This window comes from Streptomyces sp. D2-8, from assembly GCF_023184515.1.
Taxonomy (GTDB): domain Bacteria; phylum Actinomycetota; class Actinomycetes; order Streptomycetales; family Streptomycetaceae; genus Streptomyces.
In genome coordinates, this window is the sequence record NZ_JAAHBP010000003.1 from 234,609 (window position 1) to 259,036 (window position 24,428).

Annotated in this window: 21 protein-coding genes and 1 pseudogene; 21 read left to right on the forward strand and 1 reads right to left on the reverse strand. The window is 71.1% G+C overall.

What is annotated here, in order from left to right; all coding sequences use genetic code 11:
* Positions 1 to 176: 176 nt before the first annotated feature.
* The 20 genes from G3I77_RS07415 to G3I77_RS07505 all read left to right on the forward strand — a co-directional run bounded on the left by G3I77_RS07415 (position 177) and on the right by G3I77_RS07505 (position 21,298).
* Positions 177 to 2,006 carry a DUF5941 domain-containing protein gene (locus G3I77_RS07415; protein ID WP_248501793.1) on the forward strand — a complete coding sequence of 610 codons (1,830 nt, stop codon included), beginning with the start codon at positions 177 to 179 and terminating at the stop codon, positions 2,004 to 2,006.
* Entirely contained in the window at positions 2,003 to 2,755 is a 753-nt protein-coding gene (locus G3I77_RS07420; protein ID WP_248501794.1) for a sugar phosphate nucleotidyltransferase, read from the forward strand. Before G3I77_RS07415 ends, G3I77_RS07420 begins: the two co-directional genes overlap by 4 nt.
* On the forward strand, positions 2,743 to 3,804 hold the full coding sequence (locus G3I77_RS07425) for an iron-containing alcohol dehydrogenase family protein (protein ID WP_248501795.1): 1,062 nt from the start codon (positions 2,743 to 2,745) through the stop codon (positions 3,802 to 3,804). Before G3I77_RS07420 ends, G3I77_RS07425 begins: the two co-directional genes overlap by 13 nt.
* A complete protein-coding gene (locus G3I77_RS07430) occupies positions 3,782 to 4,561 on the forward strand; it encodes a CDP-alcohol phosphatidyltransferase family protein (protein WP_248501796.1) in 780 nt (259 codons plus the stop codon). The genes G3I77_RS07425 and G3I77_RS07430 overlap by 23 nt, the downstream gene beginning before the upstream one ends.
* A gap of 5 nt (positions 4,562 to 4,566) precedes the next feature.
* Complete coding sequence (locus G3I77_RS07435; RefSeq protein ID WP_248502595.1) at positions 4,567 to 5,439, forward strand: glycosyltransferase family 2 protein; 873 nt, start codon at positions 4,567 to 4,569, stop codon at positions 5,437 to 5,439.
* A 105-nt stretch (positions 5,440 to 5,544) separates the two neighbouring features.
* On the forward strand, positions 5,545 to 6,480 hold the full coding sequence (locus G3I77_RS07440; RefSeq protein WP_248501797.1) for an ABC transporter permease: 936 nt from the start codon (positions 5,545 to 5,547) through the stop codon (positions 6,478 to 6,480).
* A complete protein-coding gene (locus tag G3I77_RS07445; protein WP_248501799.1) occupies positions 6,473 to 7,255 on the forward strand; it encodes an ABC transporter ATP-binding protein in 783 nt (260 codons plus the stop codon). The genes G3I77_RS07440 and G3I77_RS07445 overlap by 8 nt, the downstream gene beginning before the upstream one ends.
* 359 nt (positions 7,256 to 7,614) lie before the next feature.
* Positions 7,615 to 8,517, forward strand: coding sequence for a squalene synthase HpnC (gene hpnC / locus G3I77_RS07450; RefSeq protein WP_248501801.1), 903 nt, complete (start codon positions 7,615 to 7,617; stop codon positions 8,515 to 8,517).
* Entirely contained in the window at positions 8,514 to 9,464 is a 951-nt protein-coding gene (gene hpnD, locus G3I77_RS07455) for a presqualene diphosphate synthase HpnD (protein ID WP_248501802.1), read from the forward strand. The genes hpnC and hpnD overlap by 4 nt, the downstream gene beginning before the upstream one ends.
* Entirely contained in the window at positions 9,461 to 9,595 is a 135-nt protein-coding gene (locus G3I77_RS41105) for a DUF6380 family protein (RefSeq protein WP_374385356.1), read from the forward strand. The genes hpnD and G3I77_RS41105 overlap by 4 nt, the downstream gene beginning before the upstream one ends.
* Positions 9,592 to 11,004, forward strand: a complete 1,413-nt coding sequence (hpnE, locus tag G3I77_RS07460) for a hydroxysqualene dehydroxylase HpnE (RefSeq protein WP_248501804.1) — start codon at positions 9,592 to 9,594, stop codon at positions 11,002 to 11,004. The genes G3I77_RS41105 and hpnE overlap by 4 nt, the downstream gene beginning before the upstream one ends.
* Positions 11,005 to 11,069: 65 nt before the next feature.
* A complete protein-coding gene (locus G3I77_RS07465) occupies positions 11,070 to 12,137 on the forward strand; it encodes a polyprenyl synthetase family protein (RefSeq protein WP_248501806.1) in 1,068 nt (355 codons plus the stop codon).
* Positions 12,138 to 12,259: 122 nt separating this feature from the next.
* Entirely contained in the window at positions 12,260 to 14,296 is a 2,037-nt protein-coding gene (gene shc / locus G3I77_RS07470) for a squalene--hopene cyclase (protein ID WP_248501807.1), read from the forward strand.
* Positions 14,296 to 14,937 (forward strand): 1-hydroxy-2-methyl-2-butenyl 4-diphosphate reductase, encoded by a 642-nt coding sequence (locus tag G3I77_RS07475; RefSeq protein WP_248501809.1) that lies wholly within the window; start codon positions 14,296 to 14,298, stop codon positions 14,935 to 14,937. The genes shc and G3I77_RS07475 overlap by 1 nt, the downstream gene beginning before the upstream one ends.
* Positions 14,938 to 14,942: 5 nt before the next feature.
* The gene (gene hpnH, locus G3I77_RS07480) at positions 14,943 to 15,965 is read left to right on the forward strand and encodes an adenosyl-hopene transferase HpnH (protein WP_248501810.1); all 1,023 of its coding nucleotides are present in this window, start codon (positions 14,943 to 14,945) and stop codon (positions 15,963 to 15,965) included.
* Positions 15,966 to 15,969: 4 nt separating this feature from the next.
* Positions 15,970 to 17,127 (forward strand): flavodoxin-dependent (E)-4-hydroxy-3-methylbut-2-enyl-diphosphate synthase, encoded by a 1,158-nt coding sequence (ispG, locus tag G3I77_RS07485; protein WP_248501811.1) that lies wholly within the window; start codon positions 15,970 to 15,972, stop codon positions 17,125 to 17,127.
* Positions 17,128 to 17,156: 29 nt separating this feature from the next.
* Positions 17,157 to 19,052 (forward strand): 1-deoxy-D-xylulose-5-phosphate synthase, encoded by a 1,896-nt coding sequence (dxs, locus tag G3I77_RS07490; protein WP_248501812.1) that lies wholly within the window; start codon positions 17,157 to 17,159, stop codon positions 19,050 to 19,052.
* A complete protein-coding gene (locus tag G3I77_RS07495; RefSeq protein ID WP_248501813.1) occupies positions 19,049 to 20,464 on the forward strand; it encodes an aspartate aminotransferase family protein in 1,416 nt (471 codons plus the stop codon). Before dxs ends, G3I77_RS07495 begins: the two co-directional genes overlap by 4 nt.
* Before the next feature lie 73 nt (positions 20,465 to 20,537).
* Positions 20,538 to 21,182 (forward strand): helix-turn-helix domain-containing protein, encoded by a 645-nt coding sequence (locus tag G3I77_RS07500; protein WP_248501814.1) that lies wholly within the window; start codon positions 20,538 to 20,540, stop codon positions 21,180 to 21,182.
* Positions 21,179 to 21,298 carry a DUF6126 family protein gene (locus G3I77_RS07505; protein WP_248501816.1) on the forward strand — a complete coding sequence of 40 codons (120 nt, stop codon included), beginning with the start codon at positions 21,179 to 21,181 and terminating at the stop codon, positions 21,296 to 21,298. The genes G3I77_RS07500 and G3I77_RS07505 overlap by 4 nt, the downstream gene beginning before the upstream one ends.
* Before the next feature lie 16 nt (positions 21,299 to 21,314).
* Here the strand turns inward: G3I77_RS07505 and G3I77_RS07510 are convergent, their stop codons facing one another.
* A complete protein-coding gene (locus G3I77_RS07510; RefSeq protein WP_248501817.1) occupies positions 21,315 to 22,112 on the reverse strand; it encodes a tyrosine-protein phosphatase in 798 nt (265 codons plus the stop codon).
* Positions 22,113 to 22,291: 179 nt separating this feature from the next.
* Between G3I77_RS07510 and G3I77_RS07515 the strand changes: the two are divergent.
* A pseudogene (locus G3I77_RS07515) lies at positions 22,292 to 24,362 on the forward strand (alpha-galactosidase).
* The last annotated feature ends 66 nt before the right edge of the window (positions 24,363 to 24,428 follow it).

Sequence of the window (24,428 nt, forward strand, 5' to 3'; positions counted from 1 at the left end):
ATCGCGGCAAGGGCTTGTGCGAACCCCGTCGATCCAGCTGCCGAACAGGCGGTGAACGTGGCCTTCCGCGCATCCGATAGCCTCTGCCGACATGCCGCCCGGGAGCCACCGGAGAAGGCACCCCCATCATGTACGTCACTGGCGCGGACGCGTCGGTACCCAGGGAGTGAATTCGGTTGTCGACCGCCATCCTCACCGGCCAGCCGGTCCCCGGATCGTCGATCGAGGCCGACCTGCGGTCCCTCGGGTTCGACCTCAGGACCGCGACCGACGCCGCCGAGGCCGAGACCCTCCTCGCCGAGGTGCCGGGCGACGAGCGGGTCGCCCTGGTCGACGCCCGCTTCGTGGGGCACGTGCACGCGCTGCGCCTCGGCCTCACCGATCCCCGCTTCCCGCTCGCCGCGATCCCCGGCGCCGTCACGGCCCAGCCCGCCGGCCGCCAGGCCCTGACCCGGGCGATGGCCCGCGAGAACTCCGCCGGCGGCGGCACCACCCTGGTCGACAGCCTCGCCGACCGCATCCTCACCGCCCTCGACGCCGACGGCACCGATGTGCACCGCCCCGAGCTGGGCAGCCTCGTCGCCGCCGTCCCCACCGACCCGCAGGCCCGCAACGAGGCACGGCAGGCCGTGACGGACGTCGACGACGAGGCCGTACGCCTGAAGTCCGCCGTGAAGTCCCGCGACGGCTTCTTCACCACCTACTGCATCAGCCCGTACTCCCGCTACATCGCCCGCTGGTGCGCCCGCCGGGGCCTGACGCCGAACCAGGTCACCACGGCCTCCCTGCTCACCGCCCTCATAGCGGCGGGCTGCGCGGCCACCGGCACCCGCGGCGGTTTCGTCGCGGCCGGCGTCCTGCTGATCGCGTCCTTCGTGCTGGACTGCACCGACGGGCAGCTCGCCCGCTACTCCCTGCAGTACTCCACGCTCGGCGCCTGGCTGGACGCCACCTTCGACCGGGCCAAGGAGTACGCCTACTACGCCGGCCTCGCGCTCGGAGCCGCCCGAGGCGGCGACGACGTCTGGGCCCTGGCCCTCGGTGCCATGGTCCTGCAGACCTGCCGGCACGTCGTGGACTTCTCCTTCAACGAGGCCAACCACGACGCCACCGCGCTCGGTGAAATGTCGCTGGCCAGCCCCACCGCTGCCCTCTCCGACAAGCTCGACAGCGTCGGCTGGACGGTCTGGGTACGGCGGATGATCGTCCTGCCCATCGGCGAGCGCTGGGCGATGATCGCGGTCCTGACGGCGGTCACGACTCCCCGCATCACCTTCTACGCGCTGCTCATCGGCTGCGCCTTCGCGGCCGCCTACACCACGGCCGGACGGGTGCTGCGCTCCCTGACCCGCAAGGCCAGGCGGACCGACCGGGCGGCCGGCGCCCTGGCCGACCTCGCCGACAGCGGCCCGCTCGCGCAGGGATTCGCGGAGGCGTTCAAGAAAGCAGCCCGCAAGCTGCCGGGCTTCACCGCGCCGGTCGTCGCCCTGCTCGGCGGCCTCGCCGTCGTCCTCACCGCGGCGCTGACGGACTTCGGCGGCCCCTGGCCGATCGTCGCGGCCCTCGTCTACGCCCTCACCTCCGGCCTCGCCGTCGCCCGCCCGCTGAAGGGCGCCCTCGACTGGCTGGTCCCCCCGTTCCTGCGCGCCGCCGAGTACGGCACCGTCCTGGTCCTGGCGGCCCGATCGGACGTGAACGGAGCCCTTCCCGCGGCTTTCGGGCTGGTGGCGGCGGTCGCCTACCATCACTACGACACGGTCTACCGCATCCGCGGCGACGCCGGAGCGCCCCCGGCCTGGCTGGTGCGCTCCATCGGGGGGCACGAAGGGCGGACGCTGCTCGTCACCGTCCTCGCCGCGCTGCTCACCGCCTCGCAGTTCACGGTCGCGCTCACGGCACTGGCCGTGGCCCTGGCCCTGGTGGTGCTCGTCGAGAGCATCCGCTTCTGGGTCGCCGCCCACCAGGGTGGCGCACCCGCCGTACACGATGAAGGAGAAACCGCATGATCGGCCTCGTGCTCGCGGCCGGCGCCGGCCGGCGTCTGCGCCCCTACACCGACAGCCTCCCCAAGGCGCTGGTGCCGGTCGGGCCCGCGGGCATAGAAGGCGAACCCACGGTTCTCGACCTGACCCTCGGCAACTTCGCCGAGATCGGTCTCACCGAGGTCGCGATCATCGTCGGCTACCGCAAGGAGGCCGTGTACGCGCGCAAGGAAGCCCTCGAGCAGAAGTACGGCCTCAAGCTCACCCTCATCGACAACGACAAGGCCGAGGAGTGGAACAACGCCTACTCCCTGTGGTGCGGGCGTGACGCCCTCAAGGACGGGGTGATCCTCGCCAACGGCGACACCGTCCACCCGGTCTCCGTCGAGAAGACGCTGCTCGCCGCCCGCGGTGACGGCAAGAAGATCATCCTCGCGCTGGACACGGTCAAGGACCTGGCCGACGAGGAGATGAAGGTCGTCGCCGACCCCGCCAAGGGCATGACGAAGATCACCAAGCTGATGGATCCCGCCGAGGCCACCGGTGAGTACATCGGCGTCACGCTGATCGAGGGCGACGCCGCCCCCGAGCTGGCCGACGCGCTCAAGGCCGTGTGGGAGACCGACCCGCAGCAGTTCTACGAGCACGGCTACCAGGAGCTGGTGAACCGCGGCTTCCGTATCGACGTGGCGCCGATCGGCGACGTCAAGTGGGTGGAGATCGACAACCACGACGACCTCGCCCGCGGACGGGAGATCGCATGCCAGTACTGACCCGGCTCATTCCCTCGCCGCTGGTCGTGGACATCCGCCCGGGTGCCCTCGACGACCTGGCGTGCGTGCTCGCCGACGAGCGCATCTCGCACTCCGGGCGCCTCGCCGTCGCCGTCAGCGGCGGCTCCGGCGCCAGGCTGCGCGAGCGCATCTCGCCGAGCATGCCCGGCGCCACCTGGTACGAGGTCGGCGGCGGCACCCTCGACGACGCGGTCCGGCTGGCCGGTGACATAAAGGCCGGCCACTTCGACGCGGTCGTCGGCCTCGGCGGCGGCAAGATCATCGACTGCGCCAAGTTCGCCGCGGCACGCGTCGGCCTGCCCCTGGTCGCCGTGCCGACGAACCTCGCGCACGACGGCCTGTGCTCGCCGGTCGCCACTCTCGACAACGACGCGGGCCGCGGCTCGTACGGCGTGCCGAACCCGATCGCGGTCGTCATCGACCTGGACGTCATCCATGAGGCGCCGGTCCGTTACGTACGCGCCGGCATCGGTGACGCCGTCTCCAACATCTCGGCGATCGCCGACTGGGAGCTCGCCAACCGCGTCAAGGGCGAGCGGATCGACGGCCTCGCCGCGGCCATGGCCCGCCAGGCCGGTGAGGCCGTACTGCGGCACCCGGGCGGCATCGGGGACAACAACTTCCTCCAGGTGCTCGCCGAGGCGCTGGTCCTCAGCGGCATCGCCATGTCGGTCTCCGGCGACTCGCGGCCCTCCTCCGGGGCGTGCCACGAGATCAACCACGCCTTCGACCTGCTCTACCCGAAGCGGGCCGCCGCCCACGGTGAGCAGTGCGGTCTCGGCGCGGCCTTCGCGATGTGGCTGCGCGGGGCGCACGAGGAGTCGGCATACATGGCCGAGGTGCTGCGCCGGCACGGGCTGCCCGTGCTGCCGGACGAGATCGGCTTCACGACGGACGAGTTCGTCAAGGCCGTCGAGTTCGCCCCGGAGACCCGGCCCGGCCGCTACACCATCCTCGAACACCTCGACCTGAACACCGAACAGATCAAGGACACCTACGCCGACTATGTCAAGGCCATCGGTAGCTGAACTCCGCCCCGTCGTTCACCCCCCAGGGGTGAAGGACCGGCGCAGCGGTGAGCACTGGATGGGACGCCTCTACATGCGCGAGGTGTCCCTGCGGGTCGACCGCTACCTGGTCAACACCAGGGTCACGCCCAACCAGCTCACGTACCTGATGACCGTCTGCGGTGTGCTCGCGGCCCCGGCACTGCTCGTGCCGGGGATCGCGGGCGCCGTCCTCGGCGTGGTCATGGTCCAGCTGTACCTGCTGCTGGACTGCGTCGACGGCGAGATCGCGCGCTGGAAGAAGCAGTACTCGCTCAACGGCGTCTACCTGGACCGGGTCGGCGCCTACCTCACGGACGCCGCGGTGCTCGTCGGCTTCGGCCTGCGCGCCGCAGACCTCTGGGGCAGCGGCCGTATCGACTGGCTGTGGGCCTTCCTCGGCACCCTGGCCGCCCTCGGGGCGATCCTGATCAAGGCGGAGACCGACCTCGTCGGCGTCGCCCGGCACCAGGCCGGAAAGCCGCCGGTCAAGGAGGCCGCCGCCGAGATGCGCACCTCCGGCATGGCACTGGCCCGCAAGGCCGCCGCCGCCTTCAAGTTCCACCGGCTGATCCTCGGCATCGAGGCGTCCCTGCTCATCCTCGTGCTGGCGATCGTCGACCAGGTCCGCGGCGACCTGTTCTTCTCCCGGCTCGGCGTCGCGGTGCTGGCCGGCATCGCGCTGCTGCAGACCCTGCTGCACCTCGTGTCCATCCTCGCTTCGAGCAGGCTGAAGTGAGCGGCATGAAGGTCGGCGCCGTCATCATCACCATGGGTAACCGGCCCGAGGAGCTGCGCGCCCTGCTCGACTCCGTCGCCAAGCAGGACGGCGACCGCGTCGAGGTGGTCGTCGTCGGCAACGGCTCGCCCGTCCCGGACGTCCCCGAGGGCGTCCGCACGATCGAGCTGCCCGAGAACCTCGGCATCCCCGGCGGCCGCAACGTCGGCATCGAGGCCTTCGGCCCCGCCGGCCGGGACGTCGACCTCCTGCTCTTCCTGGACGACGACGGACTGCTCGCGGGCCACGACACCGCCGAGCTGTGCCGCACGGCGTTCGAGGCCGACCCGAAGCTCGGCATCGTGAGTTTCCGCATAGCCGACCCGGAGACCGGCGTCACCCAGCGCCGCCACGTGCCCCGGCTGCGCGCCTCCGACCCGATGCGTTCCTCGCGCGTGACGACCTTCCTCGGCGGCGCCAACGCCGTCCGCACCCGCGTCTTCGCCGACGTCGGCGGGCTTCCGGACGCGTTCTTCTACGCCCACGAGGAAACCGACCTGGCATGGCGGGCCCTCGACGCGGGCTGGATGATCGACTACCGGTCCGACATGGTGCTGTACCACCCGACGACCGCTCCCTCGCGGCACGCTGTCTACCACCGCATGGTCGCCCGCAACCGCGTCTGGCTGGCCCGCCGCAACCTCCCGGCGGCGCTCGTCCCGGTCTACCTCGGCGTGTGGTTGCTGCTCACTCTGCTGCGCCGCCCCTCCCGCAGTGCGCTGCGGGCCTGGTTCGGCGGATTCCGCGAAGGCTGGACCACCTCGTGCGGGCCCCGGCGGCCCATGAAGTGGCGTACGGTGTGGCGGCTGACCCGGCTGGGCCGGCCCCCCGTCATCTGACAAGCTCGTATCCGGGAAAACCCGGGAGCCCCGGGCCGTACCCTGGCCCCGGCTCATGCCGGACCCGGCACAGGCCGAGCATCTCGAAGACGAAAGTTTCCACTAGTGAGTGAGACAACGCACGACGCCACGGTCGCGGTGAGCGCGCCCGCAGCGCCCGACGAGGGCCTCACGGCGAGAGAACTCGCCGCCAAGCACGGGCTGACCGTGAGCGGCGCCCGGCCGTCCCTCATCGAGTACGTCCGTCAGCTCTGGGACCGGCGTCACTTCATCCTCGCCTTCTCCCGGGCGAAGCTGACCGCCCAGTACAGCCAGGCCAAGCTCGGTCAGCTGTGGCAGGTGGCCACGCCACTGCTGAACGCGGCCGTGTACTTCTTCATCTTCGGCCTCCTGCTGAACGCCCGGCGCGGCATCCCGCACGACATCTACGTGCCGTTCCTGGTGACCGGCGTGTTCGTCTTCACCTTCACCCAGAGCTCGGTGCTCGCGGGCGTGCGTGCCATCTCCGGCAATCTGGGCCTGGTGCGCGCCCTGCACTTCCCGCGGGCCTCGCTGCCGATCTCCTTCGCGCTCCAGCAGCTTCAGCAGCTGCTCTACTCCATGGTCGTGCTCGTCGTGGTCATGCTGGCGTTCGGCAGCTTTCCCGACCTGTCCTGGCTGCTCCTCGTGCCCGCGCTGACCCTGCAGTTCGTCTTCAACTCGGGCCTCGCGCTGATCTTCGCCCGCATGGGCAGCAAGACGCCCGACCTGGCTCAGCTGATGCCCTTCATCCTGCGTACCTGGATGTACGCGTCCGGCGTGATGTTCAGCATCCCGGCGATGCTCGCGGAGAAGGACCTCCCGGCCTGGATTACGGACGTCCTGCAGTGGAACCCTGCCGCGATCTACATGGACCTGATCCGTTTCGCGCTGATCGACGGGTACGGCTCCTCGTACCTCCCCGATCATGTGTGGGCCTTCGCCCTCGGCTGGGCGCTTCTGGCCGGCGGAGTCGGCTTCGTCTACTTCTGGAAGGCGGAAGAGAGGTACGGCCGTGGCTGAGCTCAAGAAGGACGACCCGCGCGTGCCCACCGTCATCGCCGACGACCTGCACATCGTCTACCGCGTCAACGGAGCCAAGAGCGGCAAGGGCAGCGCCACCGCCGCCCTCAGCCGCATCGTCAAGCGCGGCGAGGAGCGGGGTGTGCGCAAGGTGCACGCCGTGCGCGGCGTCTCCTTCGTCGCCTACCGCGGCGAGGCCATCGGCCTGATCGGTTCCAACGGCTCCGGCAAGTCGACCCTGCTGCGCGCCATCGCCGGGCTGCTGCCCCCCGAGCAGGGCAAGGTCTACACCAACGGTCAGCCCTCGCTGCTGGGTGTCAACGCGGCCCTGATGAACGACCTCACGGGCGAGCGCAACGTCATATTGGGCGGGCTCGCCATGGGCATGTCCCGTGAGGAGATCAAGGAGCGCTACCAGGACATCGTCGACTTCTCCGGCATCAACGAGAAGGGCGACTTCATCACCCTGCCCATGCGCACCTACTCCTCCGGCATGGCGGCCCGGCTTCGCTTCTCCATCGCCGCGGCCAAGGACCACGACGTCCTGATGATCGACGAGGCCCTGGCGACGGGCGACCGGAAGTTCCAGAAGCGCTCCGAGGAGCGCATCCGGGAGCTGCGCAAGGAAGCCGGCACGGTGTTTCTGGTCAGCCACAACAACAAGTCCATCCGCGACACCTGCAACCGCGTCCTGTGGCTGGAACGCGGAGAGCTGCGCATGGACGGCCCCACCGACGAGGTGCTCAAGGAGTACGAGAAGTTCACGGGCAAGTAGCCCGATTCGGACAGGGCCCCGGCGGAACTGCTCCGGCGGGGCCCGGCGTCTGCAAAGGAAACGTCAACTCCGGCCCATCGCAGGAATCTTGGGGCCAATCGGTGTGTTCTCGTGATGTGCGGGACACCCTGACGAACCGTGGCGCGTTGTACAACGTAAGCTGTACCGGTCCCGAAACGCGGCAATCAGGGCAATAATGCGCGACACCGCCCGTCGGAACACCGTGCGGACGGCCGGGCGGCGTGTCCGAAATAGTGCGTATTGGGTCGGCAGTGTAGAACGGGAGATGTGACGGCGATGGCTACGGAAACTCCCCAGCTCCACGCAGCACGTGCCGTCCCCGCGCCGGGCAGCCGGCGGTGACGGGAACCGGCACGGCGCGCCCCCTCGATCCGGAGCGCGGCACGCTCGACAAGGCCGCCGGCGAGAATTTCCCGGTGGCCCCCTTCTTCCTGCCCCGGGCCTGGCGCGCCGACCTCATGGCCGTCTACGGCTTCGCCCGCCTGGTCGACGACATCGGCGACGGCGACCTGGCCCCCGGCGGCGCCGACGCCCGCCTGCTCGGTGTGTCCCCGCGGGAGGCCGAGGACCGGCTGGTTCTGCTCGACGCCTTCGAGGCCGACCTGCGCCGGGTCTTCGACGCGACCCCGCGCCATCCGCTGCTGCGCCGCCTCCAGCCGACCGTTCGCCGCCGCTCGCTGACCCCCGAGCCGTTCCTCGGCCTGATCGCCGCCAACCGCCAGGACCAGCTGGTCAGCCGCTACGAGACCTACGACGACCTGCTCGCCTACTGCGAGCTGTCCGCCAACCCCGTCGGCCGTCTCGTTCTCGCCGTCACCGGCACCTCGACACCCGAGCGGATCCGCCGCTCCGACATGATCTGCACGGCGCTCCAGATCGTCGAGCACCTCCAGGACGTGGCCGAGGACCTCGGCCGCGACCGCGTCTACCTGCCCGCAGCCGATATGAAACGCTTCCATGTCCAGGAACCGGATCTCGCCACGAAAACCGCCGGAGCGTCGGTCCGTGCGCTGATTGCGTACGAAGCGCAAAGGGCTCGGGATCTCCTGAATGAAGGCGCCCCCCTGGTGGGTAGCGTCCACGGCAGGCTGAAGCTGCTGCTCGCAGGGTTCGTGGCGGGGGGAAGGGCGGCCGTCCACGCGATCGCCGCCGCCGGATTCGACGTACTTCCCGGCCCGCCCAAGCCCGGCAAGGTCCGGTTGCTGCGTGAGGTCGGCGTGACTCTGCGAGGAGAGGGGTGATCCGGACCGTGGAGTCGGAACCACACGCGTCCCCACCGGTACTCGCCGCCTACAGCTACTGCGAAGCCGTCACCGGGCGGCAGGCCCGCAACTTCGCCTACGGCATCCGGCTGCTGCCGACGCCCCAGCGCCGTGCGATGTCGGCGCTGTACGCGTTCTCGCGGCGGGTCGACGACATCGGTGACGGTGCGCTCGCCGACGACGTCAAGGTGGGCAGGCTGGAGGAGACCCGGGCGCTGCTCACCCGGATCCGCGAGGACGAGGTCGACGAGGACGACACCGACCCGGTCGCCGTCGCCCTCTCGCACGCGGCCGGGCACTTCCCGATCCCGCTCGGCGGCCTGGACGAGCTCATCGACGGCGTCCTGATGGACGTCCGCGGCGAGACCTACGAGACCTGGGACGACCTGAAGGTCTACTGCCGCTGCGTCGCGGGCGCGATCGGGCGTCTCTCGCTGGGCGTCTTCGGTACGGAACCGGGGGCACGCGGCGTGGACCGCGCGCCGGAGTATGCCGACACGCTCGGGCTCGCGCTCCAGCTCACCAACATCCTCAGAGACGTCCGCGAGGACGCCGTGGGCGGGCGGACCTACCTGCCCGCCGACGATCTCGCCAAGTTCGGCTGCTCGGCCGGCTTCAGCGGGCCGCGGCCGCCGGAGGGCTCCGACTTCGCGGGTCTCGTGCACTTCGAAGTGCGACGGGCCCGCGCTCTGTTCGCCGAGGGCTACCGGCTGCTCCCCATGCTCGACCGGCGCAGCGGTGCCTGCGTCGCCGCCATGGCCGGCATCTACCGCCGCCTCCTCGACCGCATCGAGCGCGACCCGGAGGCCGTGCTGCGCGGCCGGGTCTCCCTGCCCGGCCGGGAGAAGGCGTACGTCGCCGTGCGCGGCCTGTCCGGCCTGGACGCCCGGCATGTGACCCGGCGGACCGTCAGGAGGCGTGCGTGAGGGACACAGGTGCCGCCGTCGGCGAAAAGCGGCGGGCAACCCTCCGGCGCGGGGCCGCGTCCCTGACGGAGACGGCCGGTCGTGCAGCGTTCGAGCAGCACGCCCGGGCCGCGGGGGAGGGTGCGCGATGACCCACGGAACACGGTCTCGGGGACCGGCCGCAGCAGGGCGGCACGCCGTCGTGGTGGGCGGCGGGCTCGCGGGTGTCACCACCGCGCTCGCGCTCGCCGACGCCGGCGTGCGCGTCACCCTGCTGGAGGGCAGGCCGCGGCTCGGTGGTCTGGCCTTCTCCTTCCAGCGCGGTGATCTCACCGTCGACAACGGCCAGCACGTCTACCTGCGCTGCTGCACCGCCTACCGCTGGTTCCTCGACCGCATCGAGGGCGCGGCACTGGCCCCAATGCAGGACCGGCTCGACGTACCCGTCCTGGACGCCGCGCGGCCCGCGGGGCGGCGGCTCGGCAGGCTGCGTCGCGACGCGCTGCCCGTGCCCCTGCACCTGGGGCGCAGCCTCGCCACCTATCCGCACCTGTCGCTCGCCGACCGTGCAGGGGTGGGCCGGGCCGCACTCGCGCTCAAGGGACTCGACCTCACCGACCCGGCGCTGGACGCCCAGGACTTCGGCAGCTGGCTGGCCGCGCACGGCCAGTCGGCGCGTGCCGTCGAGGCCCTGTGGGACCTGGTCGGGGTCGCCACCCTCAACGCGGTCGCCTCCGACGCCTCCCTGGCGCTGGCCGCGATGGTGTTCAAGACCGGTCTGCTGTCCGACCCGGGCGCGGCCGACATCGGCTGGGCGCGCGTCCCGCTGGGCGAGCTGCACGACCGGCTGGCCCGCAAGGCGCTCGACTCCGCGGGCGTCCGCACCGAGGTCCGTGCCCGCGTCACCTCCGTCTCCGCGAACGCGAACGGGCAGTGGGCCGTCGACGTCCCCGGGGAGACGCTGGAGGCCGACGCGGTGGTCCTCGCCGTACCGCAGCGTGAGGCGCACGACCTGCTGCCCGTGGGCGCCCTCGACGCGCCCGAACGGCTCCTGGAGATCGGCACCGCGCCCATCCTCAACGTCCATGTGGTCTACGACCGGAAGGTCCTCGGCCGGCCGTTCTTCACCGCCCTCGGCAGCCCCGTGCAGTGGGTCTTCGACCGGACCGACGCGTCCGGGCTGCGCGAGGGGCAGTACCTCGCCCTGTCGCAGTCGGTCGCCCAGGACGAGATCGACGAGCCCGTCGCCGTGCTGCGCGAGCGGTATCTGCCCGAGCTGGAGCGGCTGCTGCCGCTGGCCCGTGGCGCCGAAGTGAGGGACTTCTTCGTCACCCGGGAGCGCACCGCGACGTTCGCTCCCACCCCCGGCGTCGGGCGCCTCAGGCCCGGCGCCCGCACCAAGGCATCCGGCCTCTACCTGGCCGGAGCGTGGACCGCCACCGGGTGGCCCGCGACCATGGAGAGTGCGGTCCGCAGTGGTGTGAGCGCGGCGGACGCCGTGCTGGGCGCCCTGGGCCGGCCCCGTCCGCAAGCCCTCTTCGAGTTCGAGGAGGCGGCATGATGCCGGCTCAGGCCGGCGCGGCAGGCGACCCCCGCACCCCCGGTACCGCGACAAGAGGAGAGACTGTGCCCACTGTGCCCCCGGCCTCGAAGACTGCCGAGGCGGTGGACGTGACCGCGCTGCTGGAGCGCGGCCGGACCCTGGCCACACCGGTACTGCGGGCGGCCGTCGACCGCCTGGCACCTCCCATGGACACTGTTGCCGCCTACCACTTCGGCTGGATCGACGCCCAGGGCAGGCCCGCGGAGGGGGACGGCGGCAAGGCCGTGCGCCCCGCCCTCGCGGTGCTGTCCGCCGAGGTCATGTCGGCAGCCCCCGAGACCGGCATCCCCGGCGCCGTCGCCGTGGAACTGGTCCACAACTTCTCCCTCCTCCACGACGACCTCATGGACGGCGACGAGCAGCGCCGCCACCGCGACACGGTCTGGAAGGTGCACGGCCCCGCCCAGGCCATCCTGGTCGGCGACGCCCTGTTCGCCCTCGCCAACGAGGTGCTCCTCGAACTCGGCACCGTCGAGGCCGGCCGCGCCACCCGCCGACTCACCACCGCCACCCGCGCCCTGATCGACGGCCAGGCCCAGGACATCTCCTACGAGCACCGCGACCGCGTCAGCGTCGAGGAGTGCCTGGAGATGGAGGGCAACAAGACCGGCGCCCTGCTCGCCTGCGCCAGCTCCATCGGCGCGGTCCTCGGCGGAGCCGACGACCGCACCGCCGACACCCTCGAGAAGTACGGCTACCACCTGGGCCTCGCCTTCCAGGCCGTCGACGACCTCCTCGGCATCTGGGGCGACCCGGTCTCCACCGGCAAGCAGACCTGGAGCGACCTGCGTCAGCGCAAGAAGTCCCTGCCGGTCGTGGCCGCCCTCGCGGCGGGCGGCCCGGCCTCCGAGCGGCTCGGCGAGATCCTCGCCGCCGACGCCAAGAGCAGCGACTTCGCGAACTTCTCCGAGGAGGAGTTCGCGGCCCGCGCCGCCCTCATCGAGGAGGCCGGCGGCCGCGAGTGGACCGCCGACGAGGCACGCCGTCAGCACACCATCGCCATCGAAGCCCTCGACGCCGTCGACATGCCCGACCGGGTGCGGGCACAGTTCACGGCCCTCGCGGACTTCGTCGTCGTACGAAAGAGATGATCACCATCGGCCGAATAGCCCTCGCGTAGTCGCCGGCCGGTGCCGCGAGTCATCACGGAGCACCGGCCGACGGCGGACCCACAGCAGCTGCACACCTTGCACCACTGCACGAAGGGGAAGCCATGACAGCGACGACCGACGGAAGCACCGGGGCCCTGCCACCCCGCGCCGCCGCGGCCAGCGAAACCGACACGGACACGGACACCCCCGGGGCGGCAGGGGTACCGGAAGCCGCCGCACGCGCCGCCCGGCGTGCCACCGACTTCCTGCTCTCCCGCCAGGACGCCCAGGGATGGTGGAAGGGCGACCTCGAGACCAACGTCACGATGGACGCCGAGGACCTGCTGCTCCGTCAGTTCCTGGGCATCCGCGATGACAAGACCACGCAGGCCGCCGCCCTCTTCATCCGGGGCGAGCAGGGCGAGGACGGCACCTGGGCCACCTTCTACGGCGGGCCGAGCGAACTGTCCGCCACCATCGAGGCGTACGTCGCCCTCCGTCTGGCCGGTGACGCGCCCGACGCCCCGCACATGGCGAAGGCCTCGGCCTGGATCCGCGCGCAGGGCGGCATCGCCGCCGCCCGGGTCTTCACCCGGATCTGGCTGGCCCTGTTCGGCTGGTGGAAGTGGGAGGACCTGCCCGAACTCCCGCCGGAACTCGTCTTCTTCCCGAAGTGGATGCCGCTCAACATCTACGACTTCGGCTGCTGGGCGCGGCAGACCATCGTCCCGCTGACGATCGTCTCCGCCAAGCGGCCGGTACGCCCCGCGCCCTTCCCGCTCGACGAGCTGCACACCGACCCGGACCGGCCCAACCCGCCCAAGCCGCTGGCCCCGCCGTTCAGTTGGGACGGGGCGTTCCAGCGGATGGACAAGGGCCTGCACGCCCTGCGGAAGGTCGCGCCGCGCAGACTGCGCAGAGCCGCCATGAACAGCGCCGCCCGCTGGATCATCGAGCGGCAGGAGAACGACGGCTGCTGGGGCGGCATCCAGCCCCCCGCCGTGTACTCGATCATCGCCCTGCACCTGCTGGGCTACGACCTCGAGCACCCCGTGATGCGCGAGGGGCTGGCGTCCCTGGACCGGTTCGCCGTGTGGCGCGAGGACGGGGCCCGGATGATCGAGGCCTGCCAGTCACCCGTGTGGGACACCTGCCTGGCCGCCATCGCCCTCGTGGACGCCGGACTGCCCGCCGATCACCCGCAGTTGGTGAAGGCGGCCGACTGGATGCTGGGCGAGGAGATCGTCCGGCCCGGTGACTGGTCCGTGAAGCGGCCCGGACTGCCGCCCGGGGGCTGGGCGTTCGAGTTCCACAACGACAACTACCCCGACATCGACGACACCGCCGAGGTGATCCTCGCGCTGCGCCGGATCACCCACCACGACCCGGAGCGGCTGGACCGGGCCGTCGCGCGCGGCATGCGCTGGACGCTCGGCATGCAGTCGAGGAACGGCGCCTGGGCCGCCTTCGACGTCGACAACACCAGCCCCTTCCCGAACCGGCTGCCGTTCTGCGACTTCGGCGAGGTCATCGACCCTCCCTCCGCCGACGTCACCGCGCACGTCGTCGAGATGCTCGCGGTGGAGGGCCTCGCCCACGACCCGCGCACCCGGCGCGGCATCGAGTGGCTGCTGGCCGAGCAGGAACCGGACGGCTCGTGGTTCGGACGCTGGGGCGTCAACTACGTCTACGGCACCGGATCCGTCGTGCCCGCCCTGACCGCCGCCGGCATCCCCGCCGCGCACCCGGCGATCCGGCGGGCCGTGGCCTGGCTGGAGTCGGTCCAGAACGACGACGGCGGCTGGGGCGAGGACCTGCGCTCCTACCAGTACCCCGAGGAGTGGAGCGGCAAGGGCGCCTCGACCGCCTCGCAGACGGCATGGGCGCTGATGGCCCTGCTCGCGGCGGGGGAGCGGGACTCCAAAACCGTCGAACGCGGAGTCGAGTGGCTCGCCGCGACCCAGCAGGCGGACGGCTCCTGGGACGAGCCGTACTTCACGGGGACGGGCTTCCCGTGGGACTTCTCGATCAACTACCACCTCTACCGGCAGGTGTTCCCGCTCACCGCGCTCGGCCGCTATCTGCACGGGGAGCCCTTCGCCGAGAAGCTCCGGGGGAGCGGGACCGGCACGCCGCTCGCCGAGGCCAAGGGGAGCTGATGAGCGCACAGACCGCCCCGGTCCCGCTGCTGATCGCCTGCGCGCTCGGCATCGAGCAGTTCGCCCTGCGCGCGGGCGGCCGGGGCGGGGCCGACGGGCCGGTCACGGTGCTGCGGACGGGCATGGGGCCGGTGGCCGCCGAGCGGGCCGTCACCCGCATGCTGGCCGACCCGGCCCTGCGCGACGCCGCCGTCCTGGCCACCGGCTTCTGCGCGGGGCTCGCGCCGGGCATGCACCCCGGTGACCTGGTCGTCGCCGAGGAGACCCGCGACCCGCGCGGCACGACCCCCTGCGTCGGGACCGAGCTGCTGGTCAAGGAGCTGGCCCGCGCGCTGCCCGGGCGGACCGTGCACACCGGGCCGCTCACCGGCTCCGACCACGTCGTGCGCGGCCCCGAACGGTCCGCCCTGCGCACGACCGGTGCCATCGCGGTCGACATGGAGTCCGCCGTCACGCTCCTGAGCGCCGTGCGCGCGGGCGAGCGCCCGGTTGCGGCCGTCCGGGTGGTCGTGGACGCTCCTGAACATGAACTCGTCCGGATCGGCACGGTGCGCGGTGGAATATCAGCTTTCCGCGTCCTTCGTTCCGTCCTTCCCGCTTTCTTCGAATGGCACCGTTCCTTGCTGCTCCCCAGGAGGTGAGCCAGATGGCCATGCCGCTCCGACAGTCCATCAAGGTCGCTACGTACTTGGCTGAACAGAAGATCCGCCGACGGGACAAGTTTCCGCTGATCGTCGAGCTGGAGCCGCTGTTCGCCTGCAATCTCAAATGCGAGGGGTGCGGCAAGATCCAGCATCCGGCCGGGGTGCTCAAGCAGCGGATGCCGGTCGCCCAGGCCGTGGGGGCGGTCATGGAGTCCGGTGCCCCGATGGTGTCCATCGCCGGTGGCGAGCCGCTGATGCACCCGCAGATCGACGAGATCGTGCGTCAGCTGGTGGCCAAGCGGAAGTACGTTTTCCTCTGCACCAACGCCATGCTGCTGCGCAAGAAGATGGACCAGTTCACGCCGTCGCGCTACTTCGCCTTCGCGGTGCACATCGACGGGCTGCGCGAGCGGCACGACGAGTCGGTCGCCAAGGAGGGTGTGTTCGACGAGGCCGTGGCGGCGATCAAGGAGGCCAAGCAGCGCGGCTTCCGGGTCACCACCAACTCGACCTTCTTCAACACCGACACCCCGCAGACCATCATCGAGGTGCTGAACTTCCTCAACGACGACCTCCAGGTCGACGAGATGATGATCTCGCCCGCCTATGCCTACGAGAAGGCCCCCGACCAGGAGCACTTCCTCGGCGTGGAGCAGACCCGCGAGCTGTTCAAGAAGGCCTTCTCGGGCGGCAACCGGCGGCGCTGGCGGCTCAACCACTCCCCGCTCTTCCTGGACTTCCTGGAGGGCAAGGTCGACTTCCCGTGCACGGCGTGGGCGATCCCGAACTACTCGCTCTTCGGCTGGCAGCGCCCCTGCTACCTGATGAGCGACGGGTACGTGCCCACGTACCGGGAGCTGGTCGAGGACACCGACTGGGACAAGTACGGCCGCGGCAAGGACCCGCGCTGCGCCAACTGCATGGCGCACTGCGGCTACGAGCCCACCGCCGTCCTGGCCACCATGGGATCGCTGAAGGAGTCCCTGCGCGCCATGCGCGAGACGGTCTCCGGGAACCGGGAGTGACGTCATGACCGCTGTCCCGCTGGGTGTCCCCGAGGTGCCGGTCCGGCCGATCGCGCAGCGGCGCGTCTCGCGCCGGATCCAGGTCGGTCCGGTGGCGGTCGGGGGCGGGTCCCCGGTGTCGGTGCAGTCGATGACGACGACCCGTACGTCGGACATCGGTGCCACGTTGCAGCAGATCGCGGAGCTGACCGCGTCAGGCTGCCAGATCGTCCGGGTCGCCTGCCCCACGCAGGACGACGCGGACGCCCTGGCGACCATCGCGCGCAAGTCGCAGATCCCCGTGATCGCGGACATCCACTTCCAGCCCAAGTACGTGTTCGCGGCCATCGAGGCGGGCTGTGCGGCGGTCCGCGTCAATCCGGGCAACATCAAGCAGTTCGACGACCGGGTCAAGGAGATCGCCCAGGCGGCGAAGGACCACGGCACGCCGATCCGGATCGGTGTGAACGCCGGGTCGCTGGACCGGCGTCTCCTCCAGAAGTACGGCAAGGCGACCCCGGAGGCGCTCGTGGAGAGCGCGCTGTGGGAGGCGTCCCTGTTCGAGGAGCACGGCTTCCGGGACATCAAGATCTCCGTCAAGCACAACGACCCGGTCGTGATGATCGAGGCGTACAGCCAGTTGGCCGAACAGTGCGACTACCCGCTGCACCTGGGCGTGACGGAGGCGGGGCCGGCCTTCCAGGGCACGATCAAGTCGGCGGTGGCGTTCGGGGCGCTGCTGTCGCGGGGCATCGGCGACACGATCCGGGTGTCGCTGTCCGCGCCGCCGGCCGAGGAGGTCAAGGTCGGCATCCAGATCCTCCAGTCCCTCGGACTCAAGGAGCGCCGGCTGGAGATCGTGTCGTGCCCGTCCTGCGGGCGCGCCCAGGTCGACGTCTACAAGCTGGCCGAGGAGGTCACGGCCGGGCTCGACGGCATGGAGGTGCCGCTGCGGGTCGCCGTCATGGGGTGTGTGGTCAACGGGCCCGGCGAGGCGCGGGAGGCCGATCTGGGGGTCGCCTCCGGCAACGGCAAGGGGCAGATCTTCGTCAAGGGCGAGGTCATCAAGACCGTCCCCGAGTCCAAGATCGTCGAGACGCTGATCGAAGAGGCGATGAAGATCGCCGAGCAGATGGAGCAGGACGGCGTGGGGTCGGGGGAGCCGGCCGTCACCGTGAGCTGAGCAGCACGGAATCCGAAGGGGGCCCGAGCGTGACGATTCTGGAGAGCATCCGGGGACCACGTGACCTGAAGGCGCTGTCCGAGGCGGAACTAGTCGAACTGGCCGAAGAGATCCGGGAGTTCCTGGTGCACGCGGTCGCCAGGACCGGCGGCCATCTGGGACCCAACCTGGGCGTGGTGGAGCTGACCATCGCCCTGCACCGGGTCTTCGAGTCGCCGGTCGACCGCATCCTGTGGGACACCGGCCACCAGAGCTACGTCCACAAACTGCTGACCGGCCGCCAGGACTTCTCCAAGCTGCGCGGCAAGGGCGGCCTGTCCGGCTACCCCTCACGCGAGGAGTCCGAGCACGACGTCATCGAGAACAGCCACGCCTCCACGGCACTCGGCTGGGCCGACGGGCTCGCCAAGGCCCGCCAGGTGCAGGGCGAGAAGGGCCATGTCGTCGCGGTCATCGGCGACGGGGCGCTCACCGGCGGCATGGCCTGGGAGGCCCTGAACAACATCGCCGCCGCCAAGAACCGCCCGCTGATCATCGTCGTCAACGACAACGAACGCTCCTACGCCCCCACCATCGGCGGCCTCGCGGGCCACCTCGCCACGCTGCGCACGACGGACGGCTACGAACGGGTCCTCGCCTGGGGCAAGGACGTGCTCCAGGGCACGCCCCTGGTCGGCAACACCCTCTACGAAGCCCTGCACGGCGCGAAGAAGGGCTTCAAGGACGCGTTCGCCCCGCAAGGCCTCTTCGAGGACCTGGGCCTGAAGTACGTGGGGCCGATCGACGGGCACGACACCGGAGCCGTGGAGTCCGCGCTGCGGCGCGCGAAGCGCTTCCACGGGCCGGTCCTCGTGCACTGCCTCACGGAGAAGGGCCGCGGCTACGAGCCCGCCCTCGCCCACGAGGAGGACCACTTCCACACCGTCGGCGTGATGGACCCGCTGACCTGCGCACCGCTCTCCCCGTCGGGCGGCCCCTCCTGGACCTCCGTGTTCGGCGAGGAGATCGTCAGGATCGGCGAGGAGCGCCTGGACGTGGTGGCGATCACCGCCGCCATGCTGCATCCCGTGGGCCTGGGAGGGTTCGCCGAGCGGTTCCCGGACCGGGTGTGGGACGTCGGCATCGCCGAGCAGCACGCGGCCGTGTCCGCGGCGGGCCTGGCGACGGGCGGCCTGCACCCGGTCGTCGCCGTCTACGCCACTTTCCTCAACCGCGCCTTCGACCAGCTGCTCATGGACGTCGCCCTGCACCGCTGCGGGGTGACCTTCGTCCTGGACCGGGCGGGGGTCACCGGCGTCGACGGGGCCTCTCACAACGGCATGTGGGACATGTCCGTCCTCCAGGTCGTGCCCGGGCTCAGGATCGCCGCCCCGCGGGACGCCGACCAGCTGCGCGCGCAGCTGCGCGAGGCGGTCGCCGTCGACGACGCGCCGACGCTGCTGCGGTTCCCGAAGGAGTCCGTCGGCCCGTCGATCCCGGCCGTGGACCGGGTGGGCGGACTGGACGTGCTGCACCGTTCCGACCGGCCGCAGGCTCTCCTGGTGGCCGTCGGGGTGATGGCGCCGGTCTGCCTCCAGGCCGCCGAGCTGCTCGAAGCCCGGGGCATCGGCTGCACCGTCGTCGACCCGCGCTGGGTCAAGCCCGTCGACCCGGCGCTCCCGGGCCTCGCTGCCGAGCACCGCCTGGTGGCCGTCGTCGAGGACAACAGCCGTGCGGCCGGGGTCGGTTCGGCGGTGGCGCTGGCCCTGGGCGACGCCGAGGTGGACGTGCCGGTACGGCGGTTCGGCATCCCCGAGCAGTTCCTCGCGCACGCCAAGCGCGCTGAGGTGCTCGCCGACATCGGCCTGACACCCGTCGAGGTCGCCGGACGGATCAGCGCGAGCCTGACCGTCAAGGACGAGCTGTCCAAGGAGCCACAGGAATGACAACCGCCGAGTCCGCGTCGGAGTCGTCGCAGGCCGGGGAGTTCGACCTCGGCAAGCTGCTGGCCGAGCGCGGGGCCGAGCGCTACGAGCTGCACACCCGGCACCTCAACCACCAGCTCCCGCGCATGCTGCACACCATCGGCTTCGACAAGGTCTACGAGCGCGCCGAAGGCGCATACTTCTACGACGCGGACGGCAACGACTACCTGGACATGCTCGCCGGGTTCGGGGTGATGGGCCTCGGCCGCCACCACCCCGTCGTCCGCAAGGCGCTGCACGACGTCCTGGACGCGCAGCTCGCCGATCTCACCCGCTTCGACTGCCAGCCGCTGCCGGGCCTGCTGGCCGAGAAGCTGCTCGCGCACAGCCCGCACCTGGACCGGGTGTTCTTCGGCAACAGCGGCACCGAGGCCGTCGAGGGCGCCCTGAAGTTCGCCCGGTTCGTCACCGGCAGGCCCAGGGTCCTGTACTGCGCGCACGCCTTCCACGGCCTGACCACCGGCGCCCTCTCCGTGAACGGCGAGTCCGGCTTCCGCGACGGCTTCGCCCCGCTGCTGCCCGACACGGCCGTTCCGCTCGGCGATCTCGACGCGCTGGAGAAGGAGCTGAAGCAGGGTGACGTCGCCGCGCTGATCGTCGAGCCGATCCAGGGCAAGGGCGTCCTCACGGGCCCGCCCGGCTGGCTGCGGGCCGCCCAGGAGCTGCTGCACCGGCACAAGGCGCTGCTCATCGCCGACGAGGTGCAGACGGGCCTCGGCCGGACCGGCGACTTCTACGCCTACCAGCACGAGGACGGCGTGGAACCGGACCTGGTGTGTGTGGCCAAGGCGCTCTCCGGCGGCTATGTGCCGGTCGGCGCCACGATCGGCAAGGACTGGATCTTCAAGAAGGTCTACTCGTCCATGGACCGGGTGCTGGTCCACTCGGCGAGCTTCGGGTCCAATGCGCAGGCCATGGCGGCGGGTCTCGCGGTGCTGTCGGTGATGGAGAACGAGCAGATCGTCGCGGGCGTCCGCGCCACCGGGGAGCAGCTCCGGTCCCGGCTGGCGGCGCTGACGGACCAGTACGAGATGCTCGCCGAGGTCCGCGGCCGGGGCCTGATGATCGGCATCGAGTTCGGCCGGCCGAAGTCGCTGAAGCTGCGCAGTCGCTGGACCATGCTCCAGGCCGCTCGCAAGGGACTGTTCGCGCAGATGGTCGTCGTTCCGCTGCTCCAGAAGCACCGGATCCTCACCCAGGTCTCCGGCGACCACATGGAGGTGATCAAGCTGATTCCGCCGCTGATCATCGGCGAGCGGGAGGTGGACCGGTTCGTCGACGCCTTCACGGCCGTGATGGACGACGCGCACAACGGCGGGCTGGTGTGGGACTTCGGGAAGACACTGGTCAAGCAGGCGGTGGCCAACCGGTAGGCGGCGGGTCTTCGGGTCTTGCCTGTGAGGCAAGAAATTTGCCGGTGAGGCAAAGCTCCGACTGAATGGAGCCATGAGCTCCTCCGAGAACGAGCGGCCCTCCGGCGCCGACTCGCCGGCCGAACCGGCGGCCGGTGCGCTGCCCGCCGTCGCACCTCAGCTGCGGGCCCTGCGGCGCCAGGCCTCCCTGACGCTCGAGGCCGCGGCCCGCGCCGCAGGGCTGTCGCCCGCCCACCTCTCCCGTCTGGAGACCGGGCAGCGCCAGCCCTCGCTGCCGATGCTGCTCGCGCTCGCCCGTGTCTACGGTACGACCGTCGCCGAGCTGCTCGGCGAGACGGTCGCCGGCCGGGACGCCGTCATCCGCGCGGCCGACATGGAACCGACCGCGGCGGGCGGCTGGACCTACTGGCAGGCCGGCGCCACCGGCCGCGGGATGCAGGCCCTGCGCGTCCACGTCCCCTACGGCTCCCAGGGCGACGTCGTGCGCGTCCACCCCGGCGAGGAGTGGCTCCATGTGCTGCGCGGCCGGCTGCGGCTGCGCCTCGGGGACTCCACGCACCGGCTGGCGGCCGGCGACAGTGCCCACTTCGACTCGCTCACCCCGCACCGGATCGCCGCCGAGGACCACGACGGCGTCGAGCTGCTCTTCGTCCACACCCTGCTGCAGAGCCCCACGGCCGCGCTGTGCCTGGGCCCCACCCCTGGAGAGGCGTCATGAGCGACATGGAGGAGAAGTTTCCCCGCACCCTGTGGGTGAGGCTGTTCATCTATCTCATCCTCGGGCACGTCTTCGCCGCGTTCGTGTACCTGCTGTTCGAGGTCGGCGCGAAGTAGCCCCCGCCCGGGCGCCTCAGTCGAGGAGCCGCTCGCGCAGCCGCTCTCGGGTCTCCGGGGTGAGCTTCAGCCCCTTCTCCAGGTAGGGGTCGACGCCGCCCCAGGTCTCCTCGATGGTGTCGAAGGCCGCCGTCAGGTACTCGGCGCGCGCGTCGAAGAGGGGGCTGAGCAGCTCCATGACCTCGGGGGAGTAGGCCGAGGCGGCGGAGCTGCTGCGGTGCACCTTGTAACGGCGGTGCTTGGCGTTCGACTTCAGGTAGTCCTCGACGATCGCCTCCTGCTCGACGCCGACCGCGAGCAGCGTCACCGCGACGGACAGACCCGCGCGGTCCTTGCCCGCCGCGCAGTGCATCAGCGCGGGGACGCTGTCCTGCGCGAGCGCGTGCAGCACCCGGGAGTGTTCGTCGGTGCGGTGCTTGATGATCGTGCGGTAGGAGGCGATCATGCGGCCCGCGCCCTTGCCGTCCGAGAGGATCTCGCGCAGCTGGTCCAGATCGCCGTCGCGGACCATCTTCCAGAACTCGGCGCCGTCGGCGGGGTCGCTCAGCGGCAGGTTCACATTGCGCACGCCGGGCAGCTCGACGTCCGGGCCCTCGAGCTTCTGGTCGGCCGCGTTGCGGAAGTCGAAGATCGTGTGCAGGCTCAGAGTGCTCAGGAAGGCGGCGTCCTCCCCGGTCGCGTGGGCGAGGTGGCCGCTGCGGAACAGCACTCCCTGGCGCACCCGCCGTCCGTCCACGGTCGGAAGTCCGCCCACATCACGGAAGTTGCGCACTCCGGCCAGCTCGGGCTCGGTCGACGGGACCTGCTGTGTCACGAGGGCTCCTCCCCTTCGGCGCCGCCGCCGCGGCTCGTCGGCGGGCACCACTCGACGATACGACATGCCTGCCTGGGGCAATGAGTTGTCCACAGGCGTTGCCCGGAGCCCCCGCTGCCCTTGATGATGTTGCCGCCTGGTCGCACCTGGTCGGGCTTGTTCGAATCTGTGAGGGCATGATGCTGGACATCTCCGAAGACGGTCGTACGTGGGTGCTCTCCGGGCCGGCCAGCAGCTACGCCGTCCATGTCACCGACCGGGACGAGCTGCTGCACCTGCACTGGGGCCCGCGGATCGGCCTCGCCGACGCCGAGGCCCTCGCCGTCCGCCCGCTGCCGGACTACTGGCCCTTCGAGTCCCCGCTCGACGGGCGTGAGGACTACCCCGTCGAGGGCGGCCCCCGTTTCGTCCGTCCCGCCCTGTCCGTGCGCACGGCGGAGCGGCGCGGCACCGAGTGGGTTTTCGAGGGGCACGACACCGAGGACGGCGAGCTGCGGCTCCGGTTCCGCGACGGCGACCTCGCCGTCACGCTGCACTACCGGATGCGCTCCTCGACGGATGTCGTCGAGCGCTGGGTGACCCTGGACAACCGGGGGCCGGCCGTCGAGCTGCTGCGCGCCGACTCCGCCGCCTGGACCCTGCCCGACCGCGACACCTGGCGGCTGTCCCAGCTGCACGGCCGCTGGGGCGCCGAGTCCCGGCTGACGCGCTCCGCCCTCACCCACGGCGAGAAGGTCATCGGCAGCCGCCGCGGCCACACCTCCCACCAGCACCTGCCGTGGGTCGCCCTCGACACCGACGCCACCGAGGAGGGCGGCGAGGTCTACTGCTGCGCGCTGGGCTGGTCCGGGTCCTGGCGCGTCGCCGTGGCCCAGCTCCCGGACGCGCGCGTGCAGATCACCGGCGGCGCCGGCTATGACGACTCGGGCCTGCTGACGCTGGGCACGGGGGAGTCGTACACGACCCCCGTCTTCGCCGGGCTCTGGAGCGGCGGCGGCTTCGGCGGGGCGAGCCGCGCCTGGCACGCGTACCAGCGGGCGTACGTGATCCCGGACGCCGGCCGGGACCGGCCGGTGCTGTTCAACTCCTGGGAGGCCACCGAGTTCGACATCTCCGAGGAGCAGCAGCGGGCCCTCGCCGAGCGGGCCGCCGCCATGGGCGTGGAGCTGTTCGTGGTCGACGACGGCTGGTTCGGGGCACGCACCGGCGACCGGGCCGGACTGGGCGACTGGACTCCGAATCCCGATCGCTTCCCGGGCGGACTGAAGCCGCTCGCCGACCACGTGCACGGCCTCGGCATGCAGTTCGGGATCTGGGTCGAGCCCGAGATGGTCAACCCGGACAGCGACCTGTACCGCGCGCACCCGGACTGGGTTCAGTATCAAACGGGACGAAAGCGGACGGAGTTCCGCAACCAGCTCGTGCTGAACCTGGCCCGCGAGGACGTCCGGGAGTACCTGTGGGAGCAGCTCGACGCGCTCCTTTCCAGCGCTCCGATCGATCAAGTGGGACTTCAACCGCTGCTTCACCGACGCCGGCTGGCCGGACGACCCCTACCCGCAGCGGCTGTGGATCGACCACGTGCACGGCCTGTACGCCCTGCTGGACCGGCTGCGGGCCGCCCACCCGGGCGTCGCCTTCGAGTCCTGCTCGGGTGGCGGCGGCCGGATCGACCTCGGCGTGCTGAGCCGTACGGACCAGGTGTGGACCTCCGACAACACCGACCCGCTCGACCGGCTCGCCATCCAGCACGGCTTCAGCCAGATCCATCCGGCCCGGGTCATGGCCGCCTGGGTCACCGACAGTCCGAACGCCATGCTCAATCGGCGGGCCAGCTCCCTGCGGTTCCGCTTCGTCAGCGCCATGGCCGGTGTGCTGGGCGTCGGCGGCGACCTCACGAAGTGGACGGAGGGGGAGCTCGACGAGGCGCGGGAGTGGGTGGGGCTCTACAAGGAGATCCGGCCCGTGGTGCAGCGCGGCGACCTGTACCGGCTGCGTCCCCCGGAGGGCGGACTGAGCGCCGTGCAGTACGTCCTCGGGGGCGAGACCGTCGTCCTCGCCTGGCTCCAGGCGCAGCGCTACGGCGAGCCCGTGCCGGCGCTCCGGCTGCGCGGCCTCGACCCGACAGCGTCGTACGAATGCCTCGAAACGGGCGAAGTTCACCGAGGGGTCGTACTGCTCCATCACGGACTGCGGGTCGGTCTGCGCGGGGATCTGGACGCCGCGATCGTCCGCCTTAAGCGGAAGTAGGCGTTCTGCCCGAATGAGGCGCTTCAGTCGTTAAGGGGTAACGTGCCCCGATCGTAAAGGAGATGA

Bases quoted from the DNA above. Each gene is read 5' to 3' on its own strand.
- G3I77_RS07420 (WP_248501794.1), top strand. From the start codon at position 2,003: ATGATCGGCCTCGTGCTCGCGGCCGGCGCCGGCCGGCGTCTGCGCCCC.
- G3I77_RS07425 (WP_248501795.1), top strand. From the start codon at position 2,743: ATGCCAGTACTGACCCGGCTCATTCCCTCGCCGCTGGTCGTGGACATC.
- G3I77_RS07430 (WP_248501796.1), top strand. From the start codon at position 3,782: ATGTCAAGGCCATCGGTAGCTGAACTCCGCCCCGTCGTTCACCCCCCA.
- G3I77_RS07435 (WP_248502595.1), top strand. From the start codon at position 4,567: ATGAAGGTCGGCGCCGTCATCATCACCATGGGTAACCGGCCCGAGGAG.
- hpnE (WP_248501804.1), top strand. From the start codon at position 9,592: ATGACCCACGGAACACGGTCTCGGGGACCGGCCGCAGCAGGGCGGCAC.
- shc (WP_248501807.1), top strand. From the start codon at position 12,260: ATGACAGCGACGACCGACGGAAGCACCGGGGCCCTGCCACCCCGCGCC.
- G3I77_RS07475 (WP_248501809.1), top strand. From the start codon at position 14,296: ATGAGCGCACAGACCGCCCCGGTCCCGCTGCTGATCGCCTGCGCGCTC.
- hpnH (WP_248501810.1), top strand. From the start codon at position 14,943: ATGGCCATGCCGCTCCGACAGTCCATCAAGGTCGCTACGTACTTGGCT.
- ispG (WP_248501811.1), top strand. From the start codon at position 15,970: ATGACCGCTGTCCCGCTGGGTGTCCCCGAGGTGCCGGTCCGGCCGATC.
- G3I77_RS07495 (WP_248501813.1), top strand. From the start codon at position 19,049: ATGACAACCGCCGAGTCCGCGTCGGAGTCGTCGCAGGCCGGGGAGTTC.
- G3I77_RS07500 (WP_248501814.1), top strand. From the start codon at position 20,538: ATGAGCTCCTCCGAGAACGAGCGGCCCTCCGGCGCCGACTCGCCGGCC.
- G3I77_RS07505 (WP_248501816.1), top strand. From the start codon at position 21,179: ATGAGCGACATGGAGGAGAAGTTTCCCCGCACCCTGTGGGTGAGGCTG.